Here is a 23,187-nt window from a genome sequence, read left to right as displayed (position 1 = left end):
AATTGGAATTAGTAATTACCTTAAAAGGAGAGAAGGGAAGTAAAGCGATAACTTATCCTGCCCATTTACATTATGGTCCTTATGGTACTCCTGATGCTCCAATGGCGGCTATGCTAAATCCTATCTATGCTAGTTCTTTGGTTGGAGCAACTATTTTGACAGAATTGGTAAATGGTAATGTGATAAACTATGAAAGCTTTAAAACTTTCAACGGCCATCTAAAAGTACATCTTGCGAGTGAAGGTCCGGATTATGAAGTGATTTTGGTTGCGGGAAATGTTGGAGCTAATTACAATGAAAAGTAATTTAATATAGCTTTTCCTGAAAATTTTAATTTTTAGTCATCAAAAAAGGCAGCATATCAGCTGCCTTTTTTAATTGGAGTATTTTTAATTAAGCACCAGTGGGAAAGTGATATCTAAATCTGTTTCTCCACCAGCTGCTACGAAATTTTGAAAATTTGGGTTATCAGCTCCAGGAAAACTTTTATCCAAATCATGTCTAAGGATAATTCTCATATTGGCATTGTTTAATCCTGTACTTTGAGAAACTACAACATTACCTCTCAAACCTATTAATTCACCGCTTGGATCATCATAAGTATAAGTCAAAACTGGAGAACCTATGAAGGCAGATCCCAAGAAATAGAATTGATGCTCATCGGATTCTTCTTGAACCTCTTCCGTAATATCTTCATCTGCAATGGAGTTATAAAGTAGAATCTCCATCCTATAAGATTTTCCTTTGGTTAAATTGACAGTTTCTATAGTAGGTGATCCTAGCTCTATTCCTTGGGGATCAGAGGCTACAAATTCAAAAGGATCTCCAATTGTAGCACCTGAATTATCCAATTCAGTAAATCGCAAGGTAACATCAGTAATAACTTCTTCATCATTTTCCATAACAGGGTCTTCGCTTTCACAGGATACCAAAGTCATGGCGAAAAGAATGGCCGATAGAACGTAGAAATTTTTGAAGTACTTCATTTTGTTGGTAAAGTTTAGAATTGATAATTGATTTTTAATAAAATATTTCTTCCCATATCATCGGTGAAATAGCGGAATCGATTCATGTATTCTTTATAGGAGGCATTGAATAAATTTTGAACTTGAATACCAAGGTTTAATTTATCCTCACCTATAGCGATTTGTTTTTGGTAAGCAATGTTGAAAATTGCATAGGCTGGTGGAGCAGGAGCCAAGTCAAAATCGGGTTCTCTTTTTTGTCTGGCAACAAGCAAGTTGCTGATCGTTAACTTATTTGTTTTTGAATTACTTAAGGAGCCAAATTGGTATGCCAATCCCCAATCCATTCTATCTGATGGAATAAACGGGAAATAATTATCTTCTTCAGTATTTTTAGCCCGAATGATAGAGCCTTTTGCATAGGCACTGATCCTTTCTGTAAAGACATAGCTTCCGGAGAAATCAAAACCGTAGAAGAATGCATTCGCCTGCAAATATTCATACACATTAAAAGTACCTCGCAAGGAAACATAGGTTTCACCGGTAGGACTTAAATAGATGTAATCTGAAATATGATTTGCATATGCTGTAATCTCCAAATGTGTTCTTCCTCCATCATATTCCAGTTCATTTACCCATTTTACAGAATTTTCTGAGTTAAGATCAGCATCTCCAATCTCTACGGCTGCAGCTCCATGATGCAGACCTTCACTAAAAAGCTCATTGACATTTGGAGGTCTCCAAGCAGTTCCCAAATTTGAATTAAAAGTTATTTTAGGATTGATTTGGTATAAGCCGCCAATAAATGCAGAAAAGTTATTATATCTCAAGTCGGCTTCCTGAAGTTCTGAACCAACAAATCGTGCAGTATTTACAGATCTGGTATCATATCTAAAGCCTCCCTCTATTTCTAATGGACCTTTACTATACTTTTCAATTGCATATAATCCCAAATTAAGCATATCATAATTTGGAATCAGAGGAGTTACTCCAGTGCCCGGGATATTACTGTTTGCTTGTTGAATTGCGTTGATCCCAAAACTTCCGCTCCATTCATTTTTTAAATTATGATCTAGATATAAGTCTAGCGTATTCGTGAATAACTGTAAATCAAGACTGGCCCTATCATTTAAATCACCTCTTCTTTTATCGAATTCCTGCCTATTATTTGCCTGAAATCCATATTGGAAATTAAGTTTCCAGGTATCCGAAAGATGATAATGAGATTTTACTTTTCCCAAATGATGAGATACAACCTGTTTTGGATTAACGATATCATAAGTAAATCCAGGATCTGAAAAAGGACGACCGTTTTCTATAATACTTATAAGATCGTCTAGATTTCCGGTATGTGAATCTCTGAGTATTCCAAGAGTAGTATTGAAATAACTGTAATACCCTTCAATTCCAAGCTTTGAACTGCTATAACCTAAAGAACCGGAGAAGTTAAGTTCACTAAGTCCCGTATTTCCTTGGTAATAATCTGGTGATTGGATGTTCCCAGCCCTTTTAGCAGATGCTTGAACTTGGTATCCCAGCCCTTTAATTTTATTCGAGCCATTGGCATGGGAAACAGAGATATTTCCCATTCTTCCATTTGTACCTCCCGTTAAATAGAGATTTGTCTTAGGATCTTTTTTGGTTGGGAGTGGAGCAGGATTAACTAAAATCACACCTCCCATTGCTTCAGGTCCATATCGAACAGTCTCTGCACCTTTGATAACAGTGATCTCATCTGCAACAAAAGGATCAATCTCAGGTGCGTGTTCTGCACCCCATTGTTGCCCCTCTAATCGGATTCCGTTATTCAAAATCATGATCCTATTGCTGTGCATACCATGAATCACAGGTTTGGAAATACTATTTCCTGTAGAAAAAGTAGTGACTCCCGAAATCCGTTTTAAACTTTCTCCAAGACTTTCTCCTCTTGCTTCCAATAATGCTTCCCCATAAAGAGCAGATACTGAGGTTGTAGTTTGTACAGCTAGTTTATGGCCATGGATTTCAACTCCTCCTAATTCCATAGATTCTTCCTCTAATCTGTAGGTTTTATTGAAATTATTCGAATTGAGTGAAATACTGTCTTTTATTTCCTTATGACCCAAATATTGAATTGTCAAAGTATAATTACCAGCACAAAGATTTTTGACTTCAAAATTTCCATTCTCGTTTGAAACTGCTCCTGTTGCACTTTCTACAACCCATATATATGCTCCAACAATCGGATCATTATTTTCTTGGTGTAAAATTTTACCACGAATTGAAAAATCACATTTTTGCCCAAAAGCAGAAATTGCTCCCAAAAGAATTAGAATTAAAGAATATGTGGAAAGCTTTAGAAATTTCACAAAACAAAAATAGATTCCATTTCTAGATTAAACTAGTGTAAATGAAACAAAGTTGCAAAAATGTGAAATAGATTTAAAATGTCTATTCAAGTGGCAAAATCAAAGGACAGATTGTCGTTTCTATCGCTGGAAAAATAAAAAATCCAGTTGATAAACTGGACTTTGAAAATATCGGATTTTATTATCCTAACCAGGATGCCCAAGGAATTCTAGATAAAAGTAGAAGTATCCCTATTGCATACATCATATAAATACTTCGGAACCTTGATCTTGAAATGACTCCTTTTTTGGCACGAATGTAACCGATAGAAATTATCACTATCGCGATGATGTTGATTAATGGGTGTTCTACGGCTGTCAATCTTACGGCTGGATCAGACATTGCAGAACCGGATTTTAACATCTCAAATCCAAGTGGGCTGACAAAATAAAGAATCAAACCTACTGTCAATTGGATATGAGAAAGAATGAAACCAATTAAGGAAATTTTTCGGTCTTTATCAGTGAATTCTTTATTCGATAAAGAGCCATATAGGGAATATAAAACGATTAAAATAAGAGCCAAAAGCACCAAATATGCTAGGCCTGAATGTAAGTGTTGTAATCCTGTATACATGTTTTTTATTTTTGATAGGTGAAAATAGTTGAAAAGAAGATACGAAGAGTCGGTTTTGGAAGAATTACTCAACAAATAATACCAAACCTTTCAAATATTCTGTTTCGGTGTGAAAAATATTGACCGGGTGATCCGCTGGTTGGGTGACTTGGTGCAGTATTTTGATTTTTCTACCACTTTCCAGAGCTGCGGCTGTAATAGTATTAGCAAACAATGCTTTGTCAACCACCTGACTACAGGAGAAAGTAAAAAGAATCCCACCTGCTTTGATTTTCTTTAAAGCCTCTGCATTTAATCTTTTATAGGCCTGAACAGCATTATGCCGGGCTTTCATATTCTTAGCAAAAGCAGGAGGATCCAAAACTATGATGTCATAATCATCTCCAATTTCCCGGATATATTTCACTACATCGGCAACTTTTGATTTGTGTTTTCCCTTGATATCTGGATTTAGACTTACGTTTTCTTCCGTAAGTTCTATCGCTTTTGGAGAAATATCTACTGAATGTACCTCAGAAGCTCCTTCTTTTAGTGCCAATACAGAGAAACCTCCTGAGTAGCAAAAAGTATTCAAAACCTTTTTTCCAGAAGAATAGGACGCCAAGAGCTTTCTGTTTTCTCTTTGGTCAATGAAAAACCCTGTCTTTTGACCTTTCTCCCAATCAATTTTATAAGTGGCTCCATATTCCTGAACCAAATCTGTTTTTGGTTCTCCAATAATCCACTCATTAGAAGAGTGTCCAAGATTTTTGGGAAGAGTTTCTGCGCTTTTGTCAAAAACTCCAGCTAACTTTTCTCTATATGTGTTTTTGATAGCTTGAGCGATTTCCTTCACATGTGCATGCATTCCCACATGGTGCGCTTGAATGACTGCAGTGCCATTATAGAAATCTACAATTAAGCCAGGTAGTAAATCACCTTCTCCATGAACCAATCGATAAACATTGGTTTGAGTATTTTCTGTTAATCCGAGGCTTTTCCTCAGAGTGTATGCAGAAGCTATTTTTTCATTCCAATAGGCTTGATTTATTTCCCTTTCTTCAAAAGAGATGATGCGGACCATAATGGAACCATGTGAAAAATGACCTGTTCCCAAGAATGCATCTTTGGAAGAAAAAACCGAGACCAAATCACCATTCTTTAAATCATCAGGCATTTGATAAATGGCACCTGAAAATACCCAGTGGTGTCTCCTTTTCAGAGAAATCTCTTTCCCTTTTTTTAATGTAATCTTAGGATAATTCATTATTTGTGATTGTTCGTACAGGGAAAGCATAGCTTCCGATTATCATTGCTAATATGCTAAATATCAGACCAATAATATGAGATTGAATTGTGAGTTCAAATTGATCTGCAATCAGGTAAGCTAACATACCTACTATCATGGCAAGTAGGGCTCCGGTTGAATTTGCTTTTTTCCAATACAAGCCAGCTGTTAATGGGACAAATAAAGATACCAACATTAAAATGGAAGCTCCGGCTACTAAGTCGTAAATGTTTGATTCCATAGTAGCGATCACGGTTGCAATTATCGCAACGAAAACAATATTAGCCCTAAGTATCCAAAGTAAGCTTTTGTCCTTCAATTTTTCCCCATAGTATGGCTTGATTAAGTTTTCTGATATAATTGCCGCTGGAGCCAATAACCCTGAACTAGTAGTGCTCATAATTGCTGAAATCAATGCACCAAAAAACACGATTTGAACAGGAAGGCCTCCATGTGCCAAAATCATGGTAGGTAAAAGCATCTGTTGATTTTCCAGATATAGTTCTGGATAAAGAACTTTTGCTCCCAATGCGATAAATAAAGGTAATAAGCCAAAAGTCAAGTAAAATCCTCCAGCTAAATAGGTCGATTGAACAGCTACTTTTTCCGATTTTGAGGACATAACCCGTTGATAAATATCCTGGCTTGGTATACTTCCTAAACCAATAATAATCCATGCACCAAAATAATTGATCCATGAAATGGGGTTTGAATCTGGAAAAAATTGAAAACTTTCCGGAGGAGATTTCGAAATGATTTCAGATATTCCTCCAGCTTCTTCTGCGATCATAATTGCAACCCAAAGCAATCCTATTACGATCATAGTTGTCTGTATGAAATCTGTGATTGAAATCGCCCACATCCCGCCAAGGAAAGTATAGAAAACTACGATCCCGGAGGAAATCAGGATTCCTTCAGTCAAACTCAGATCTGTAATAGAACCTAATACTAAACTTAAAGCCACTAACTGGGCAGCGACATATCCGAAATATGCTGGAATCATAAAAACGGAAGCGAAGAATTCGATTCTCCTACCAAAGATCCTTTTAAACACATCTCCGATTGTCAATACTCCCATTCGATACATAGGGCGTAAATAGAAAATTCCAAAAAGAATCAAACAAAGTGCTCCACCAAAGGGATCTTCTATAACTCCTTGAAGACCATCCTCCAAATAAACAGAAGAGGCTCCGAAAATTGTTTCGGAGCCAAACCAAGTTGCAAATAAAGCTGATGCTGAAAGGAATAAGGGTAAGGATCTTCCTGCGAGTACAAAATCATTGGAGCTTTTTACCAGCCTTGTGGACCAAACGCCAATTCCGACAGTAATCGCTAGATAGATGATGATTGAGGTGAGCAGCAAGTTCTACAACTTAATGGTTTCCATACATTTTTTCTCTGATAGCCTTGATTTCCTCTGATTCCAAATAGGCATCATAAGGCATTCTTCTATCAATAGTTCCTTTTGGGGTGAATTCTACAATTCTGTTTGCAGAAGATTGAACAAAAGTGTGGTCATAAGATGACATCAATACAGTTCCTGTAAAATCAACTACTGCATTGTTAAAGGCAGTGATAGATTCCAAATCCAAATGATTGGTTGGTTCATCCATGACCAAAAGATTCGGGTTTTGAAGCATCATCTTGGAGATCATACAACGGACTTTTTCCCCTCCGGAGAGTACTGATGATTTTTTAAGCGATTCTTCTCCTGTAAAAAGCATTCTTCCAAGGAATGTTCTTACATAAGCTTCTTCTTGATTACCCGAAAACTGTCTTAACCACTCAATTAAGGAAATATCTGTCTTGAAATAGTCAGAATTATCATTTGGAAGATAAGCCTTGTTAATGGTGACACCCCATTTGAAGCTTCCCTTTTGGGTGGGTATTTCTTCCATGATAGTTTGGAAGAATTTGTTCACAGCTTGTTTTGTTTTGGAGATGAACGCAATTTTATCTCCTTTATCAACCATGAGATTGACATCTGTAAAATAGGTTACGCCATCAGCTTTCAATTCCAGGTTTTCGGACATGAAGATCTGATCTCCAGCTTCCCTTTCTGGTTTGAAAATGATACCAGGATATTTTCTGGAAGATGGCTGAATCTCATCTACATTTAGCTTTTCAAGCATTTTCTTTCTGGAAGTAGCTTGTTTTGATTTTGCTACGTTTGCAGAGAACCTCTCGATGAAGGATTGAAGTTCTTTTCTCTTGTCTTCTGCCTTTTTATTCTGATCGGATCTTTGCTTCAAAGCAAGTTGGGATGATTCATACCAGAATGTGTAGTTACCTGAATAAATTTTGATTTTGGAGAAATCTATATCTACGATGTGCGTGGATACCGTATCCAAAAAGTGACGATCGTGAGAAACCACAATCACTAAGTTCTTAAAATCGATCAGGAAGTTCTCCAGCCATTCAATGGTATCGGAGTCCAAATCGTTGGTTGGTTCATCAAGAATCAAAATATCAGGATTACCAAATAAAGCCTGCGCAAGAAGTACTCTTACTTTTTGATTACCTGCCAATTGATTCATCGGTAGGTAATGCAGGTCTTCAGAAATTCCCAATCCGGAAAGGAGGGAAGCAGCATCTGATTCTGCATTCCAGCCATCCATTTCAGCAAATTCAGCCTCTAGTTCAGAGGCTCTCAAACCATCTTCCTCAGAGAAATCCTCTTTTAAATAGATTGCATCTTTTTCCTCCATGATGGAATACAATTTTTTATGCCCCATTAACACGGTCTTGAGAACTTCGACTTCATCAAATTTGAAGTGATCTTGACTTAGAACAGCCATTCTTTGGCCAGGGGTAATATTAACTGATCCACTGGTGCTATCAATTTCACCGGAAAGGATTTTCAAAAATGTCGATTTACCAGCACCATTTGCACCGATCACTCCATAGCAGTTTCCAGGAGTGAATTTTACGCTTACTTCATCAAAAAGTGTTCTTTTACCAAACTTGAGGGAAAGATTATCTACTGAAATCATTAGGTTTCGCTTCTTTTTTTGAGCCGCAAAGATATGAATTAAATTTTTGTTGCTTAACCACTTTAAAGTCTTTTGATCGTCAAAAAACACTATATATATGGTTTGTTTAAACTATTCTTTCGAAGGATGTTTATATTGGAAGATTATCTACCCATCGGGTTTCTATGAGGAAAATTTTACTTGGAATTTTAATTCTTTTTTGTTGCCTTTTTTATAGCCATAGCTCTTTAGCACAACTCTCTACCGTTGGAAAAGAGTTTTGGGTAGGGTTTATGGATAACAATCGGATATTACCAGATGCTCCAGATCAGGCAGTAATTGTAATTTCTGCCAATGAAGATGCTGTTGGAGTTATTGAGTATAGAGGTAGAGCTATTCCATTTAATTTGTCCCAAGGACAACAATTTACTCATACTATTCCTTCACAAGAATTGGATATGCTTCATAGGGGTTCTGGTGTTGTGGAGGATAAAGGAATATATATTAGCTCCAATGGTAAAATTGCAGTTTATGCTTTTAATGAACGCTTTCGTTCTGCGGATGGTACAGTTGTTTTACCTTTGGGAGCTTTGGGAAGAGACTATTTGATTACTTCTCATTATGAGTTTTTAACAGCTCCTGTTTCTTTTCAGGCAAACGTAAATGATGAAAGTGAACTACTGGTTATAGCTACTGAGGATGACACAGAAATAGAAATTACTTCCTCTGTAAATGCTTACAGTGGCGTATCTGCTGGAGTTCCTTATTCTATCACATTGAATAGAGGTCAAAGTTACCAGTTAAAAGCCAAAGCGGATTTGACTGGAACTCGTGTAAAAGTTATAGGTGAAAATGCAGATAACTGCAAAAAGATAGCTGTTTTTGGAGGTAATAAGTGGACCACTGTGGGTGATTGCGGTGGGGCACCTGATAATTTATTTCAGCAAACTTATCCGATAAATAGCTGGGGAACTTCATTTGTCCATGTTGCACTTAACGGAAGGACTTCTGGGGAATTAGTCAAGATTTTAGCTTCAGAAGATGATACTCAAGTAACAATTGGAGGTCAAAATCGAGGTACGATCAATACCGGAGAATTTTTAAGCATTGAGTTTGGAATCAATCAAACCGCAAAAATTGAAACTTCCAAGCCTTCCAGCGTCACTGTTTTTGCAAAAAGCCAAGAATGTAATGAACCCAATGATCCTAATTTCCAAAATGGGGATCCATTTATGATCTCTTACAGTCCTAGCGAGCAATTGCTTAAAGATATTCGTTTTACTGCTTTAAGCCTTCCTTCCATAGTCAACCACTACCTTAATTTAGTAGTGAAATCAGGAACTGAAAATCTAACTTTCCTAGATGGGCAAAATGTAGCAACTCGATTTGCTCCTGTACCGGGTGATCCAAATTTTTCCTATGCAAGAATAAGTATTTCTCCGGGAGTACATAGGATCGTTAACTCAGAAGGTTTTATTGGATATGTCTACGGTTTTGGATTTATAGAGTCTTATGGTTTTGCAGTCGGAGCTGCATTGGATAATCTGAATTTTGAGACTGAATCGAGCTATGAGTTTGAAGTAGAAGGGGACAATGTTGCATGTCTTAATCAGGAAGGAATCTGGTCAATAGAATCCGAAAATCCGAACTATACATATTTTGAATGGGATTTTGGCGATGGTTCGGATATTAAAGTTGGAAAAGAAGTAGCACATACATATACTGAACCTGGGGAATATGAGATCTTAGTAAAAGCTTCTATAAGTCCAAATTCATGTGAGGAGCAAGAGGAAATTACTATTGAGGTTGAAGTTTTGGAAATTAATAATGAAGCAGAAATTGTTGGTGTTTTTAGTGTCTGCCCAGATGTTGAAGAATTGATTTATAAACTTTCTGACACCACTGGAATTTCAAAGATTGATTTTAGCATCGAGGGGGGTGAAATTATAGAAAACTATGGGGATTCAATCTTGGTGAATTGGGGCCCTGCCAATAATTCTGCAAAAATATTAGCTGTTCCTTATACTGCAAATGGATGCCCCGGAGAAACAATTTCGAAAGAGGTTATCATCAATACTAGATTAGAAGCTGAAGCTCCAGTAGGTCAACAACAGGTGTGTTTCGATAATAATGTTTCTCATTTTTATTCTGTTCCAAGCCCTTCTCCAGGAAGAGGCTATGATTGGAATGTAATAGGAGGTTCAATAATAACCACTCTTGAAAATGGAATAGTGGAGGTGGTTTGGGATCAGCCCGGAATAGTTGGTGAGGTTAGTTATACTGTTTCTAGTTTAATCGATAATTCTTGCGCAGGGGAATCTCCTTCTTTGGCAGTATCAGTTGCTGAATCTTTTGAGGTTATAGTTGGAAATAATCCTTCAATATCTTGCTTTGGTGAAAGTGGGGGTGAAATAGAATTAGTAGTTGTTGGAGGAGTTGAACCCTATGATATTATTTGGTCCCATGATCCTGAATTAAAGCAATTAAATGCAGGCGAATTGGGAGCGGGAACTTATTCAGTGAAAATTATTGATCAATTAGGATGCGAGGTGTTTCTGGAAAATATTGAGGTGGTTGAACCAGAAATTCTTGAAATTATAACACTAAACGCCCAAGCGACTTCTTGCTACGGTAAAGCTGACGGTATTTTAAATCTTCAAATATCTGGAGGAACAGCTCCATACACTTTTGAATATGAAGGTTTACAAACATTTATGGGAATTCTGAATTTAACAGATATGCCTCAAGGAGAGTTTAGCTGGGAAATTAAAGATGCTAATGGTTGTATAATCCCAATTGAATTTGAAATTACTTCACCTCCTGCTTTGGAAGTAGAAGTAAGAATGGAAAAGCCTGCTTGTCCAGGGGGAAGTAATGGTGAGTTATTTGCTTTTCCAGAAGGAGGGAAAGGCCCTTATGTTTATTCCTGGGAAGATCCTTTGGGATTTGGAAATCAGCTAATTGGTGTTCCGAGAGGTAATTATAATATTTCGGTAAGAGATCTTTCTGGATGTATCAGCATAGGGGTTGGGGAAGTAAAAGAGGCCGCTCCGGTAGTTAGAATGCCAACAGGTTTTAACCCTAGTTCAAGCGATGAGTTATTCCAAGGTGTATCCAATTGTGAAATAGATTTCGAGCTTTGGATTTATAATCGTTGGGGTCAATTAATCTATTCTGGCCCATCAGGATGGGATGGATTGATATCGGGAAATGAGGCTCCTTCAGGATCTTACTCATATCTGATGAGTTACTCTTTTCCTATTGAAGGCGAAATACAAACAATTGAAAAAAGAGGAGCTTTCACATTGATCAGGTGAGGATAGTTTATTTTAACAATGGAGGGATTAAAATATTTAAGTAGAATTTTTTTAGTAATAGGATTGCTATTTACTGTAAATGATGCCTTTTCTCAGCTTAATACCATTGGTAGGGAGTTTTATGTAGGATTTATGGAAAATAACAGGCAAGCCAATCAGCCTGATTATCCAGTGATCATTATTTCTGCAAATGAGGATGCCGATGGTTCTATAGATGTGAATGGTGATCAAATAGAATTTTCACTTAAAAAAGGAGAACAATTTGTTCAAAGATATGTCAGTGGGTTGGATTTGATCCATCGAAGTTCTGGCCAAGTTGAAAAGCGAAGCGCTTATATTAAATCGACGGGAGATATTTCAGTCTATGCTTACAATGAGCGTCGAAGAAGTGCCGATGGAACTGTAATTTTACCAGTTGATGCTTTAGGAAAAGAATATTATGTTACTGCCCATGCCGAAATTATAAATACAGATCAGGGTACCGGAAATAATTCCAATTTTGAGAGTACACTTCTTATTATTGCCGTCGAAGATCAAACAACTATAGAAATTATTACTTCCACAGCTACAGTCAATACTATTCCAGCAAATGCACCTCTTAGCATTACTCTCGATAAGGGAGAAAGCTATCAAATAAAAGCAAATGGGGATTTAACAGGATCAAGAATCCGGGTTGTTAATTCTGGAAATGCAGATTGTAAAAATATTGCTGTTTTTGGAGGGAATAAATTAACAAGTGTAGGAGGCTGTGGTTCTACAGGAGATCATTTGTTTCAACAAGCCTATCCTGTAAAAAGTTGGGGGAAATCTTATAGCCATATTCCCTTTATGGGGAGAACTTCAGGTGAATTAGTCAAGGTTTTAGCTTCCGCGAATAATACGGAAGTAAAAGTCAATGGGAATGTGGTCGGAACCATTAATGCTGGAAAATTTTTGCAACTAGATTTTGAAGCCGATCAATCAGCTTCCATTGAAACCTCCAAACCAACGGCAGTTACCGTTTTTGCAAAAAGTCAGGCATGTAATAGTATCGATAATGATTTTAGCTCCGATGGGGACCCTGCAATGATTACTTATAGCTCCAATGATCAAAGGATTAAATCAGTGGTTTTTAATTCAGTGGAGGCCGGTGGAATTGAAAAGCATTTTGTTAATATATTGGTGCCAACGGGATTCTCAAATTTGACATTTTTGAATGGTCAAAATATTGGAGATCAATTTGCCCCAGTTCAAGGGAATCCAGATTTTGAATATGCCCAAATTAAGGTTTCTGGCGGAGCTAATTCACTTTCTAATTCAGAAGGGTTTATAGCATATGCTTATGGGGTAGGATTTATTGAGTCTTATGGATACTCTGTAGGAGCTAGTTTGGAGAATGTTCAGTTTGAGGCTGAAAGCACTTATGAATTTGAGGTAATTGGAGACCGTGTTGCCTGTTTTGAAAAGGAAGGTATTTGGGAAATTATACCTGACAATTCCTTGTTCAACACCTTTGTTTGGGATTTTGGTGACGGTAGCCCGGAGCAAGCAGGTCAAGAAGTTGCTCATACTTTTAAAGAAGAAGGAGTATTTGAAGTTGTTGTTTATGCATCTACCGGTTCTGGAAGTTGTGATAGTGAAGAGGAGTTCAAATTTGATGTTGAGGTCAAAAAAATAGAGGGAGAACTGATTGGTCCAAGTTCACTTTGTCCCAATGCTGACGAGATACTATATACTTTTTCAAATACCTCTAATTTTGTCCGTGTTGATTGGGAAATCCTTGAGGGAACAGAAGTGTCTAGGACAGATTCTACTATAACTGTCAGATGGGAAAATCCAACGGAATCTGGTGCTGTAAAAGCAATTCCGTATTCGGAAAATGGGTGTCAAGGTGAAATCCAGGAAATTCAAGTGACTGTCTCAGATTTATTTGAACCGGATTTACCTAAAGGTCCAATAGGAATTTGCGGAGTACAGTCCGAAAGTTTAACCTATTCAATTCCTTTTCCTTCCATTGAAAATAATTATAACTGGATAATTGAAGGAGGAACTATCGAGGCAGGTCTAGGAACTGAGGAAATTCAGGTAATCTGGGATTTTGATGCTTCCAATAGGTCTTTAAATTACGAGGTGACATCTAGTTCAAATTCTCAATGCTCTGGAATTTCCAAGAAATTGGAGGTGATAATCTATCCTGAACTTGAAGTAAGTGTTAAGGAAAAGCTTTCTCCATCATGTCCAGGCGAAAACAATGGAATGATCATACTTGAGCCTCTAGAAGGATCAGGAGAAATTAAATATGAATGGCTTCATGACCCGACTCTCAACTCAGAAACAGCCTTGGATTTGCCTTCTGGAATTTATGAAGTTAAAATCACTGATCTTTCCGGATGTGGAGAGGTAAATCTTTCTATTACTTTGGAAGATTTAGAGCCCTTATCTTATTCGCCTGATTTTATAACACAGGGCGTTAGTTGTGTAGATAGTTCTGATGGTTCTTTTCGGGTGAAAGTGGCTGGAGGAACGGCTCCATATGAGATTTTGGGATATGATTCTGAATGGGATGGAGAATTTTTAACTGTTAGTGGTTTGCCAAAAGGACTCTTTACTGAAACTTTGATGGATGCCAGATCCTGTAGTATTCTTTTAGAGGGAGAAATTTCAGGTCCGGATCAATTGGAAATAAGTTTTTTTGAGGAGAATCCTGGTTGTCCGGGAGGATCAAATGGGGTTTTGGAAGTTATCCCTTCGGGAGGTACTGCACCCTACACTGTGATCTGGGAAAATGGGCTAACTGATTCCAGAATTACCGGATTATCCTCGGGTCAGTTTAATGTGACTGTAATCGATGCAAATGGCTGTTCTGTGAATGGAACAGGCAAAGTACAAGAATCTAAACCTCAGGTACGGATGCCAACTGGGTTTAATCCAAAAGATGGACCTTATGAACCGATTTTCAATTGCACGATTACTTACGAATTATTGATTTGGGATCGTTGGGGTCAATTAGTTTATTCCGGAAATGAAGGCTGGGATGGAAACCAATTAGGAAATCCAGGAATACCAGGAACTTTTACCTACAAAATCACCTATGAATATCCTTTAGAAGGTAATATTGGTACTGATTATAAAACAGGAAATTTCATATTAATTCAGTGATTTTTGAATTTATATTATTCAAACCTGACAGTTTTAAATAGCTTTACGATCTAATTTTTATAAAATGAAAAAGATTTTAATTACCGGAGGAGCTGGATATATTGGCTCTCATACAGCTGTTGAATTATTAAAAGCAGGATTTGAACCCATTATTTTGGATGATTTTTCCAACTCTCAATCTAGTGTAATTGAAAGATTAGCTGAAATCATAGGAAAAGATGTCGTTTGTTACGAAGGCGATTGTAATGATAAAGGCACTCTTGAAAAAATTTATTCTGAGCATAAATTTGTTGGCGTTATTCATTTCGCAGCTTTTAAAGCAGTGGGAGAGAGTACTGTTGAACCCTTGAAATACTATCGAAATAACGTAGGATCATTGATCGTACTTTTAGATTTTATGAAAGAGAAAGGTGTTAAAAACATCGTTTTCTCATCTTCTTGTACAGTTTATGGCCAACCCGATAAATTACCTGTAACAGAATCAACCCCTCGAAAGGATGCTGAAAGCCCTTATGGAAATACTAAGAAAATCTGTGAAGATATTCTGGTTGATTTTGTCAAAAGTAAAGCTGGAATAAAGGTTATTTCACTTAGATATTTCAATCCTGTAGGAGCTCATCCAAGCGGAAAGATAGGGGAATTACCAAATGGTACGCCTAACAATCTTGTCCCTTATGTGACGCAAACTGCCGCAGGTATCAGAGAAAAAATTACCGTTTTTGGGGATGATTATGACACAGTAGATGGTAGCTGTGTGAGGGATTTTATTCATGTTATGGATTTGGCAGATGCCCACGTAAAAGCATTAGGTTATTTGAATGAACAAAATGATGATTTCTATGATGTTTTTAATGTTGGTACCGGAAATGGAAATACCGTTTTAGAAATTATCAAAACCTTTGAGAAGGTAAATAGAATTAAACTCAATTATTCAATTGGGCCAAGGAGAGTAGGGGATGTTGTAAAAATCTGGGCAGATACTACAAAAATCAATTCGGTTCTCGGTTGGTACCCCCAATATACACTGGAAGATTCTTTAAGGGATTCCTGGAATTGGCAAAAAAACTTAGTCAATTAATTCTATCTATTTGGAATATCACTCATTTCTAAAATGAGTTCACCTCCATTGATAATCTGATTGTGGCGTAATTCAAGATTTCTCAAGGTTTGGTTATTCCAAGATCCGGAATTGACATATACATAAGAAGGGGAATTATTCACTGTTTTTATGGTGAATTTTTTTCCAGAGTAGTAATTAGGATTTAGGTTAATTATAATTTCGTCGAAGATAGGGCTTCCTATTTGATAGGATGGGTTTTCTTCGGTTCCTCCGTTCATTTGAAATAGACCAATTTTCATAAGAACAGCCAGGCTGCCCATTAACCCCTGATCCTCGTCTCCATTGTATCCTGAATTAGGGTTTAATTCTGAATAGACTTTGTCAACTATAGCTCTTGCCCAATAATGACTCAAGTCTGGCCTGCCTAATTTTTGAAAAATAAAGGCAGTCTGAATAGAAGGCTGGTTTCCGTAATTAATTGGAATCCTTCGATATTCGGGGTGTGCTTCTTGTGAGTGTGAAGTTCCAGAAGTAAAACCTTGTTTTTCGGCTGTGATAAAAGATTCATTTAATTTTTCAATCGCTTTTTGTTTTCCTCCCATTAATTCAGCCAGTTCATCCAAGTCATGGGGTACAAACCAGGTAGCCTGACTCCCATTTGCTTCATTGAATCCAGCATTGTATTCATATGGATCAAATGGTTGTTTCCATTCACCTGAAACGTTTCTTGGGCGCATCCATCCGCTTTCTGAGTCGTAGGTGTTTTTGAAATATTTGGACCTTTCCATGAATTCTTCAAAAGAGCCCGTATCTCCCAAAGCTTTTGAAAGTTGCGCTAATGTCCAATCCTGATAAGCATATTCCAAAGTTAAACTAGGACCATCTTGGTGCGCCCCAAATCTTCCCTCAGGAATAGGCCAAGGGACATACCCATTTTGTAAATAATATTTAAATCCACCCCCCAATGAAGTCTTATGTTCATATCCAGCTTTCTCCATGATACCACCGGGTCTATGATTTTTCAATAATCCTTCATATGCCATTTGAACATCAAAGCCACGAATTCCCTTTTGATAGGCACTTACAATAAATGGAGTACTTGAAGCGCCAGTCATAACATAAGTATAATTTCCACCTGACGGACCTCGGGGTATCAAACCTCCATCCTGATAATATTGAAGCATGGAATTAACAAACTCCTCGGTGATTTCTGGATAAACTAAATGCCAAAGGGTATTAAGGGTCCATTGTGCACCCCAGAAGGAATCAGAATTGAAATGCCGGAATTTAGGTTTTCCCGAATCATCAAGGGGGATTTGTTTGGTCAAATGTGTTCCGGATGTCATATCAGCATACTTCCCATTTACGTCGCTAATCGTTCTTCTTCCTTGCAGTGCATGCCAAAGATCGGTATAGAACCTCTTCTGGGCTTTTTCAGAACCACCTGATATTTCAATTCTTGATAAATAAGTATTCCACTCTTCGAATGAGTCTTGCATCACTTGCTCAAAATCCCAATGACTCAATTCTGCATCCAAGTTTAACATCGCTTGATCAGAGCTTACATATGAAATCCCAACTTTCATTAGAAGTTCGTTTGAGACATGGTCAAACGAAAGAATGACTCCAGAGTCCGGTCCATTGATTTCATTCAAGGTTGAGGTTATTTCAGATTTATTCCATCCTTTTAAGCTTTGAACGGGTCTATTAAATTTAATTGCGAAAAACACAGGTGTTTCATAAGGTCTCCTTGATGTTGATCCATTCACAATAAACCCTTCAAAAACAGTGGAATCTTTTTGTGAAATAGATCCATTTACAATTTCAGAGGGACCAAGCATTCCTCCAAGGCGTATTAATACTTGCTGATTTCCTTCCTTTTCGAAATAATATCTATGAAAGCCTGTTCTTAAGGTGGAGGTTAATTCTGCTTTTACAGAATATCTTTCTAAAAATACCTGGTGGTATCCCGGTTTAACAATTTCATTATCATGACTAAATGGAGATCCAAAATCTCTTGACGCTCCAAGGTTTAAATCCATGAGGGGTAAAACAGAAAGACCTGATAATTGCCAGGCATGGATATGACTAAAGCCTTTTATAGTATCACTTTCATATCTGTATCCACTTCCCCAAGCTCCATTAATATCTGTATCGGGGCTTAAATTGACCATCCCAAAAGGCCTAGAAGCTGAGTTAAAAAAGAACCATCGTGAATTACTACTATCTACGTAAGGGTAAACTAGATCAACTGGTTTGAAAACTTCTTGAGCAAACGAGACGAAACTATTAGGGATTAAAAAAAGAATAAGAATAATTCGGAGTTTCATTTTCCTATAGTTTAAACTTTGATTGATGGCTACTCAAAGTACTAAGAAACAAAAAAGGATAGTTAATTTCTAAACCTAAATGCGGAATGGATTGCAGATAGATAGATACAAAAAAAGCCTCGAATTTCTTCGAAGCTTTTATGCGGAATGGACGGGACTCGAACCCGCGACCTTCCCGATGCATCGGGACAGGCATTCTAACCAGCTGAATTATGTTCCCAATGAATTCGAAATTAACTTTTCGAGAAATAATTTTGATTTCTGTTTTTTCAGGTATTTCTCTCTTTTAAAAGCTTCAGACTTACTTTTATAAAGCTCAATCCACACTAATTTCCATGGTTGTTTTCTTGCTGTATAGCCATTATGCTTTCCGTTATGTTTAAGTAATCTTTCTTGAGGGTCTTGGCATGATCCGATGTAAAAGGAAAGATCTTTTTTGGATTGAATGATATAAGTATAATAGCTCATAAAAAGTGCTTAAAACAAAAAAAGCCTCGAATTTCTTCGAAGCTTTTATGCGGAATGGACGGGACTCGAACCCGCGACCTCCTGCGTGACAGGCAGGCATTCTAACCAGCTGAACTACCACTCCAAAATTTTAAAGAAATTATTGATGACTTTTTCATCAAAAGTAAGCGGAATGGACGGGACTCGAACCCGCGACCTCCTGCGTGACAGGCAGGCATTCTAACCAGCTGAACTACCACTCCGTTTTTAAACAAAATTGAAGGTTTAAAAGCGATTTTTCAAATCCCCTCGTTTTTGAGTGATGCAAAGGTAGGTTTTTGAATCATTAATGCAAAAACTCCATAAAAAAATTGATAATAGAAATTGTATTGACTTCTGATTCAAGGAGATAAATTTCATTCAATATTTACTCAAAGCAAGTGGAGTAATTTAAAACCACCATTCTTGGCCATTTAAATGGTAAACCTTAAAAAGTTTAATGGTAGGAAATTGAGCCATTTGTGCTAATTTTTTGAATTAACCTGTTTGAAGTTTAGATTTTAGTTTCTTGATCAGAATAAGTTAGTGCTTGAAAATCAGTTGCTTTCAAAGTGATTATGTAAAAAGTTTTATTTCTCAGGGGGATATTGCTTATCTTTAACCTTCCAAAAATCACCAAAATGGTATTAGAATTCGAGAAACCAATAGCTGATTTAGAGCAAAAACTTCAGGAAATGAAGGAGTTAGCACAGGGTAGAAACATAGATTTAACTTCAGATATAAAATCATTAGAAGAAAAAATCCTGGATTTGAAAAAAGAAACGTTTCAAAATTTGACCCGCTGGCAACGAGTTCAGCTCTCAAGACACGCAGATAGACCCTATGCTTTAGATTATATCTATGAAATCACTAGCGATTTCATCGAGCTTCATGGGGATAGGACTGTGGCTGATGATAAGGCTATGATAGGTGGCTTAGGTGATATCGATGGTAGATCCGTTATGTTCATCGGGCAACAAAAAGGCCGAAATACGAAGCAGCGCCAATTGAGGAATTTTGGTATGGCGAATCCTGAAGGGTATCGAAAGGCTTTAAGATTAATGAAAATGGCTGAAAAGTTTGGAAAGCCAATTGTCACTTTAATCGATACACCAGGAGCATTTCCGGGTTTAGAGGCTGAGGAAAGAGGTCAAGGAGAAGCAATTGCAAGGAATTTAAGAGAAATGTTTATGCTTAAAGTTCCAGTGATTTGTATAATAATAGGAGAAGGAGCATCTGGTGGCGCATTGGGTATTGCTATAGGAGATAGAGTGATGATGCTCGAAAATTCATGGTACTCAGTTATTTCTCCGGAAAATTGTTCAACCATTCTCTGGAGAAGTTGGGACTACAAAGAACAAGCGGCAGAGTCTTTAAAGCTGACCGCAAAAGATATGAAAGGAAACGGTTTAGTAGACGATATCATTCCAGAGCCCCTAGGTGGAGCGCATAGAGACATGAAGCAAATGTCACTCACTTTAAAAGAGACTATTTTAAAAGCTTTAAAAGAACTTGATAAAATTAAGCCTGAAAAAAGAATTGAACAGCGTATCGATAAATTCTGCTCGATGGGCGTTGTGGTAGAGTAATTTAACAATCCCGGTCTTCTTCTGAAGTCCGGGCTTTTTCTTTCTAAACGTTATGGATTTATATACTGTAAATACAGGTTTTTTTAAACTAGATGGAGGAGCAATGTTTGGCGTAGTTCCAAAAGTTATCTGGTCAAGATTAAATAATTCGGATGAAAATAATCTCTGTACCTGGGCTATGCGTTGTTTGCTAGTGGTAGATGGTAATAGGGTTGTTTTGATAGATAATGGAATAGGGGATAAACAAGATGCAAGGTTTTTCAAGCATTACTATCTACATGGGAATGATTCTTTAAAAGGGAACCTTTTAAAATTAGGAGTACATCCCACTGATATAACAGATAATTTTTTGACGCATCTTCATTTTGATCATTGCGGCGGGGGAGTGGGATATGGTTCTCATGGACAATATGAGATGACTTTTCCTCGTGCTACTTATTGGTCAAATAAGGATCATTGGCGATGGGCCACAGTTCCAAACGCTAGAGAAAAAGCCTCATTCCTTAAAGAGAATATACTTCCGATGCAGGAAATGGGTCAATTGGATTTTGTGGATTTAGAGAAACCAACCCTTTTTGAAGGATTTGATTTTATCACTGTGGATGGACACACTGATAAACAAATGCTACCAAAAATTCAGTATAAGGGTAAAACCATTGTGTTTGTGGCTGATTTATTGCCTTCGGTTGGTCATATTCCTCTCCCTTATGTAATGAGTTACGATACTCGGCCATTATTGACAATGGATGAGAAGTCTAGGTTTTTAGAGGAAGCTGCTAGAGAGGGTTATATTTTGTATTTAGAACACGATCCTCTCTATGAGTGCTGTACTGTCAAATTAACCGAAAGAGGAGTAGGGCTTGATAAAACTTTCAGACTTGATGAAATCTAAATTGAATATTGGAATCGCATTATCCGGAGGTGGAGTGAGGGGAATCTCTCATCTTGGAGTATTAAAAGGGCTAAATGAGGCTGGAATATTTCCAACAAAGGTTAGTGGCACTTCAGCGGGAGCTATTGTAGGTGCGATGTATTGCAATGGTTATAAACCGGAAGAAGTGCTGAAGATTATAGTCGAGACCAATTACTTCAAATTTATGCGTCCGGCGATCTCTTTGACAGGAATCCTTAAAATGAATTCCGTTGGAGATTTATTCAAACTTTACCTAAAGCACAATAGTTTTAGCGAATTGAAAACCCCACTTACTGTTGCAGCTACAGATGTAAAGAAGGGAAAGGTAATTTATTTTTCTGAAGGAGAGTTGATTAATCCCATCTTAGCATCTTCATGTATTCCCGGAATGTTTGACCCAATTGTAATTGGAAATAAATACCTAATTGATGGAGGGGTATTGAATAATCTTCCTGTGGAGCCGCTTGATGGTATATGTGATTATGTGATTGGAATAAATTGCAACCATTTGCCAGAAGAAGCTAATATAAAGAATATGAAAAGTTTGATCGAACGATCTGTGATTATGGCAATGAATTACAATGTGTATAGCCGTAAATCTAAATGTGACTTTTTCGTTGAAGCTCCTGGTTTGGGTAAGTATGGAGTTTTTGATATAAAGAAAGCGTCTGAATTATTTCAAGCCGGTTACGACCGAATTTCCCAATTTATTGATGAAAACCCTTCAATTTTGGAACTTGCTAATAATGAAAAGAAAAAGGTAAGTCTATGATGAAGTTATTATCTCGTTTTGTTTTTTGGATCTCTGGTTGGTCACTGAATGCCAATTGGCCAGAGGGATTAAAAAAAGCTGTTCTAATAGCGATCCCACATACCTCGAATTGGGATATTTTATATGCCAGAGCAGCTTTTTTCTTAATGGATATTCCGGTAAGATTTACCATAAAAAAAGAAGTGATGGTTGGACCTTTGGGATGGCTCTTATCGGGTTTAGGTGCAATTGCTATCGATCGGAAAAGAATTCCAGGGGGAAGACAACAAACCTACACGGAAGCAATGATATCAATGCTTAATGAAAGGGACGAATTAGTAATTATGGTTACACCAGAAGGGACTCGATCGCAGGTAAAAAGATGGAAATCAGGGTTTTATCATATTGCTTTAGGGGCTAATGTGCCAATTGTTGTGGGATACCTAGATTATAAAAAGAAAGAGGCTGGGATTGGTCCATGTATCTATCCTGACGGAAAAATGGATGAGCAAATTGAAGAGATGAAGGCCTTTGGAAGAACCGTGACTGGAAGACATCCTGAGAAAGGAATACTTTAAATAAATTCCTTGAATAATAGTTCAGGAATTTATTTAGTGTTCTTTAGGAGATTAAGCTTCATTAATTGCTTGTAGTATTATTTTACAAGCTTTTCTGATTTCTTCTTCTGTAATCGTCAGGGGTGGAGCGATCCGCATTGAATCGTCACAAAACAAAAACCAATCAGTTATTACACCTAATTCAATGGCCCGATCAATGATAGGTTTCAAGACATCAAAAGATTCAAATTCAACTGCCATCATCAATCCCTTGTTTCTGATTCCTTTGATTTTAGGGTGAATAAGAAGTGATTTGATCAAATTGGCCTTGTTTTCTACTTGATCAATTAATGATTCATTTTTTAAAATCTCAATGGTAGCAATGCTTGCAGCCGAGGAAACTGGATGTCCTCCAAAAGTGGTGATATGTCCCAGTAAAGGATTGTTTTTGAAAACTCCCATTACTTCCTTATTCGCAATAAAAGCTCCAATCGGCATCCCACCGCCCATTCCTTTTGCAGTTACTAGTATATCAGGAATAATTTCAAAATGCTCGAAAGCCCAGAATTTACCGGTTCTACCAAACCCACTTTGAATTTCATCCAAAATGAGAAGCGTTCCAGTTTCATCACATCTTTTTCTTAAAGCCTGAAAATAACCCTTATTACCGACTCGGATTCCAGCTTCTCCTTGAATTGTTTCTATGACTACTGCAGCAGTTTCTGAATTTATATTTTCTAAGTGGGTATGATCGCCATATTGAATATTCGAAATTCCAGGCAATAATGGGAGAAAGGCTCTTTTGAAAATTTCATTCCCTCCAATGCTCAATGCACCATGCGAACTCCCATGATAAGCATTAACACAAGAGATGATAT

Annotated in this window: 16 protein-coding genes, 2 tRNA genes and 1 pseudogene; 8 read left to right on the top strand and 11 right to left on the bottom strand. The window is 37.2% G+C overall.

Annotation, left to right across the window (positions count from 1 at the left end):
- Positions 1 to 305 (top strand): annotated as a pseudogene (locus tag Q0L68_RS04655) (hypothetical protein); the annotation flags it as partial.
- Between the two features lie 84 nt (positions 306 to 389).
- Here Q0L68_RS04655 and Q0L68_RS04650 read toward each other — a convergent pair.
- The 6 genes from Q0L68_RS04650 to Q0L68_RS04625 form a co-directional block, all read right to left on the bottom strand.
- Entirely contained in the window at positions 390 to 986 is a 597-nt protein-coding gene (locus Q0L68_RS04650) for a hypothetical protein (protein WP_296700041.1), read from the bottom strand.
- Positions 987 to 1,000: 14 nt separating this feature from the next.
- Positions 1,001 to 3,313 (bottom strand): TonB-dependent receptor, encoded by a 2,313-nt coding sequence (locus Q0L68_RS04645; RefSeq protein WP_296700039.1) that lies wholly within the window; start codon positions 3,311 to 3,313, stop codon positions 1,001 to 1,003.
- Between the two features lie 181 nt (positions 3,314 to 3,494).
- Positions 3,495 to 3,929, bottom strand: a complete 435-nt coding sequence (locus Q0L68_RS04640) for a hypothetical protein (RefSeq protein WP_296700037.1) — start codon at positions 3,927 to 3,929, stop codon at positions 3,495 to 3,497.
- Positions 3,930 to 3,993: 64 nt separating this feature from the next.
- The gene (locus tag Q0L68_RS04635) at positions 3,994 to 5,175 is read right to left on the bottom strand and encodes a class I SAM-dependent rRNA methyltransferase (protein WP_296700035.1); all 1,182 of its coding nucleotides are present in this window, start codon (positions 5,173 to 5,175) and stop codon (positions 3,994 to 3,996) included.
- The gene (locus tag Q0L68_RS04630; protein WP_296700033.1) at positions 5,162 to 6,559 is read right to left on the bottom strand and encodes a sodium:solute symporter family protein; all 1,398 of its coding nucleotides are present in this window, start codon (positions 6,557 to 6,559) and stop codon (positions 5,162 to 5,164) included. The genes Q0L68_RS04635 and Q0L68_RS04630 overlap by 14 nt, the downstream gene beginning before the upstream one ends.
- A 10-nt stretch (positions 6,560 to 6,569) precedes the next feature.
- On the bottom strand, positions 6,570 to 8,189 hold the full coding sequence (locus Q0L68_RS04625) for an ATP-binding cassette domain-containing protein (RefSeq protein WP_296700030.1): 1,620 nt from the start codon (positions 8,187 to 8,189) through the stop codon (positions 6,570 to 6,572).
- Positions 8,190 to 8,353: 164 nt separating this feature from the next.
- Here Q0L68_RS04625 and Q0L68_RS04620 point away from each other — a divergent pair, with 164 nt between their 5' ends.
- The 3 genes from Q0L68_RS04620 to galE all read left to right on the top strand — a co-directional run bounded on the left by Q0L68_RS04620 (position 8,354) and on the right by galE (position 15,701).
- The gene (locus Q0L68_RS04620) at positions 8,354 to 11,485 is read left to right on the top strand and encodes a PKD domain-containing protein (protein WP_296700027.1); all 3,132 of its coding nucleotides are present in this window, start codon (positions 8,354 to 8,356) and stop codon (positions 11,483 to 11,485) included.
- An 18-nt stretch (positions 11,486 to 11,503) separates the two neighbouring features.
- Positions 11,504 to 14,623 (top strand): PKD domain-containing protein, encoded by a 3,120-nt coding sequence (locus Q0L68_RS04615; RefSeq protein ID WP_296700025.1) that lies wholly within the window; start codon positions 11,504 to 11,506, stop codon positions 14,621 to 14,623.
- Between the two features lie 64 nt (positions 14,624 to 14,687).
- Positions 14,688 to 15,701: a UDP-glucose 4-epimerase GalE gene (gene galE / locus Q0L68_RS04610; RefSeq protein ID WP_296700022.1), complete on the top strand. Its 1,014-nt coding sequence runs from the start codon at positions 14,688 to 14,690 to the stop codon at positions 15,699 to 15,701.
- 2 nt (positions 15,702 to 15,703) lie between these two features.
- On the opposite strand, the gene Q0L68_RS04605 is transcribed toward galE, so the two are convergent.
- The 4 genes from Q0L68_RS04605 to Q0L68_RS04590 form a co-directional block, all read right to left on the bottom strand.
- The gene (locus Q0L68_RS04605; RefSeq protein ID WP_296700018.1) at positions 15,704 to 18,013 is read right to left on the bottom strand and encodes a GH92 family glycosyl hydrolase; all 2,310 of its coding nucleotides are present in this window, start codon (positions 18,011 to 18,013) and stop codon (positions 15,704 to 15,706) included.
- 210 nt (positions 18,014 to 18,223) lie between these two features.
- Positions 18,224 to 18,481: a GIY-YIG nuclease family protein gene (locus tag Q0L68_RS04600; RefSeq protein ID WP_296700015.1), complete on the bottom strand. Its 258-nt coding sequence runs from the start codon at positions 18,479 to 18,481 to the stop codon at positions 18,224 to 18,226.
- 50 nt (positions 18,482 to 18,531) lie between these two features.
- Positions 18,532 to 18,605, bottom strand: a tRNA-Asp gene (locus Q0L68_RS04595).
- Between the two features lie 44 nt (positions 18,606 to 18,649).
- Positions 18,650 to 18,723, bottom strand: a tRNA-Asp gene (locus tag Q0L68_RS04590).
- A 417-nt stretch (positions 18,724 to 19,140) separates the two neighbouring features.
- On the opposite strand from Q0L68_RS04590, the gene Q0L68_RS04585 reads away from it, so the two are divergent.
- Genes Q0L68_RS04585 through Q0L68_RS04570 form a run of 4 tightly spaced genes read left to right on the top strand, consistent with a single transcriptional unit; the run spans position 19,141 to position 22,330 of the window.
- Positions 19,141 to 20,088, top strand: coding sequence for an acetyl-CoA carboxylase carboxyltransferase subunit alpha (locus tag Q0L68_RS04585; protein WP_296700013.1), 948 nt, complete (start codon positions 19,141 to 19,143; stop codon positions 20,086 to 20,088).
- Between the two features lie 52 nt (positions 20,089 to 20,140).
- On the top strand, positions 20,141 to 20,980 hold the full coding sequence (locus tag Q0L68_RS04580) for an MBL fold metallo-hydrolase (RefSeq protein ID WP_296700009.1): 840 nt from the start codon (positions 20,141 to 20,143) through the stop codon (positions 20,978 to 20,980).
- Positions 20,970 to 21,773, top strand: a complete 804-nt coding sequence (locus tag Q0L68_RS04575) for a patatin-like phospholipase family protein (RefSeq protein WP_296700006.1) — start codon at positions 20,970 to 20,972, stop codon at positions 21,771 to 21,773. The genes Q0L68_RS04580 and Q0L68_RS04575 overlap by 11 nt, the downstream gene beginning before the upstream one ends.
- Entirely contained in the window at positions 21,770 to 22,330 is a 561-nt protein-coding gene (locus Q0L68_RS04570; protein WP_296700004.1) for a 1-acyl-sn-glycerol-3-phosphate acyltransferase, read from the top strand. Before Q0L68_RS04575 ends, Q0L68_RS04570 begins: the two co-directional genes overlap by 4 nt.
- A gap of 51 nt (positions 22,331 to 22,381) precedes the next feature.
- Here the strand turns inward: Q0L68_RS04570 and Q0L68_RS04565 are convergent.
- Positions 22,382 to 23,187: aminotransferase class III-fold pyridoxal phosphate-dependent enzyme (locus Q0L68_RS04565; RefSeq protein ID WP_296700001.1), on the bottom strand; the 806-nt coding region annotated here is incomplete at its 5' end.

It is taken from the genome of Algoriphagus sp. (genome assembly GCF_024642405.1).
Classification (GTDB): domain Bacteria; phylum Bacteroidota; class Bacteroidia; order Cytophagales; family Cyclobacteriaceae; genus Algoriphagus.
Note: the sequence above shows the minus strand (reverse complement) of the source record. Positions and strands in the feature narration are given on the sequence as shown.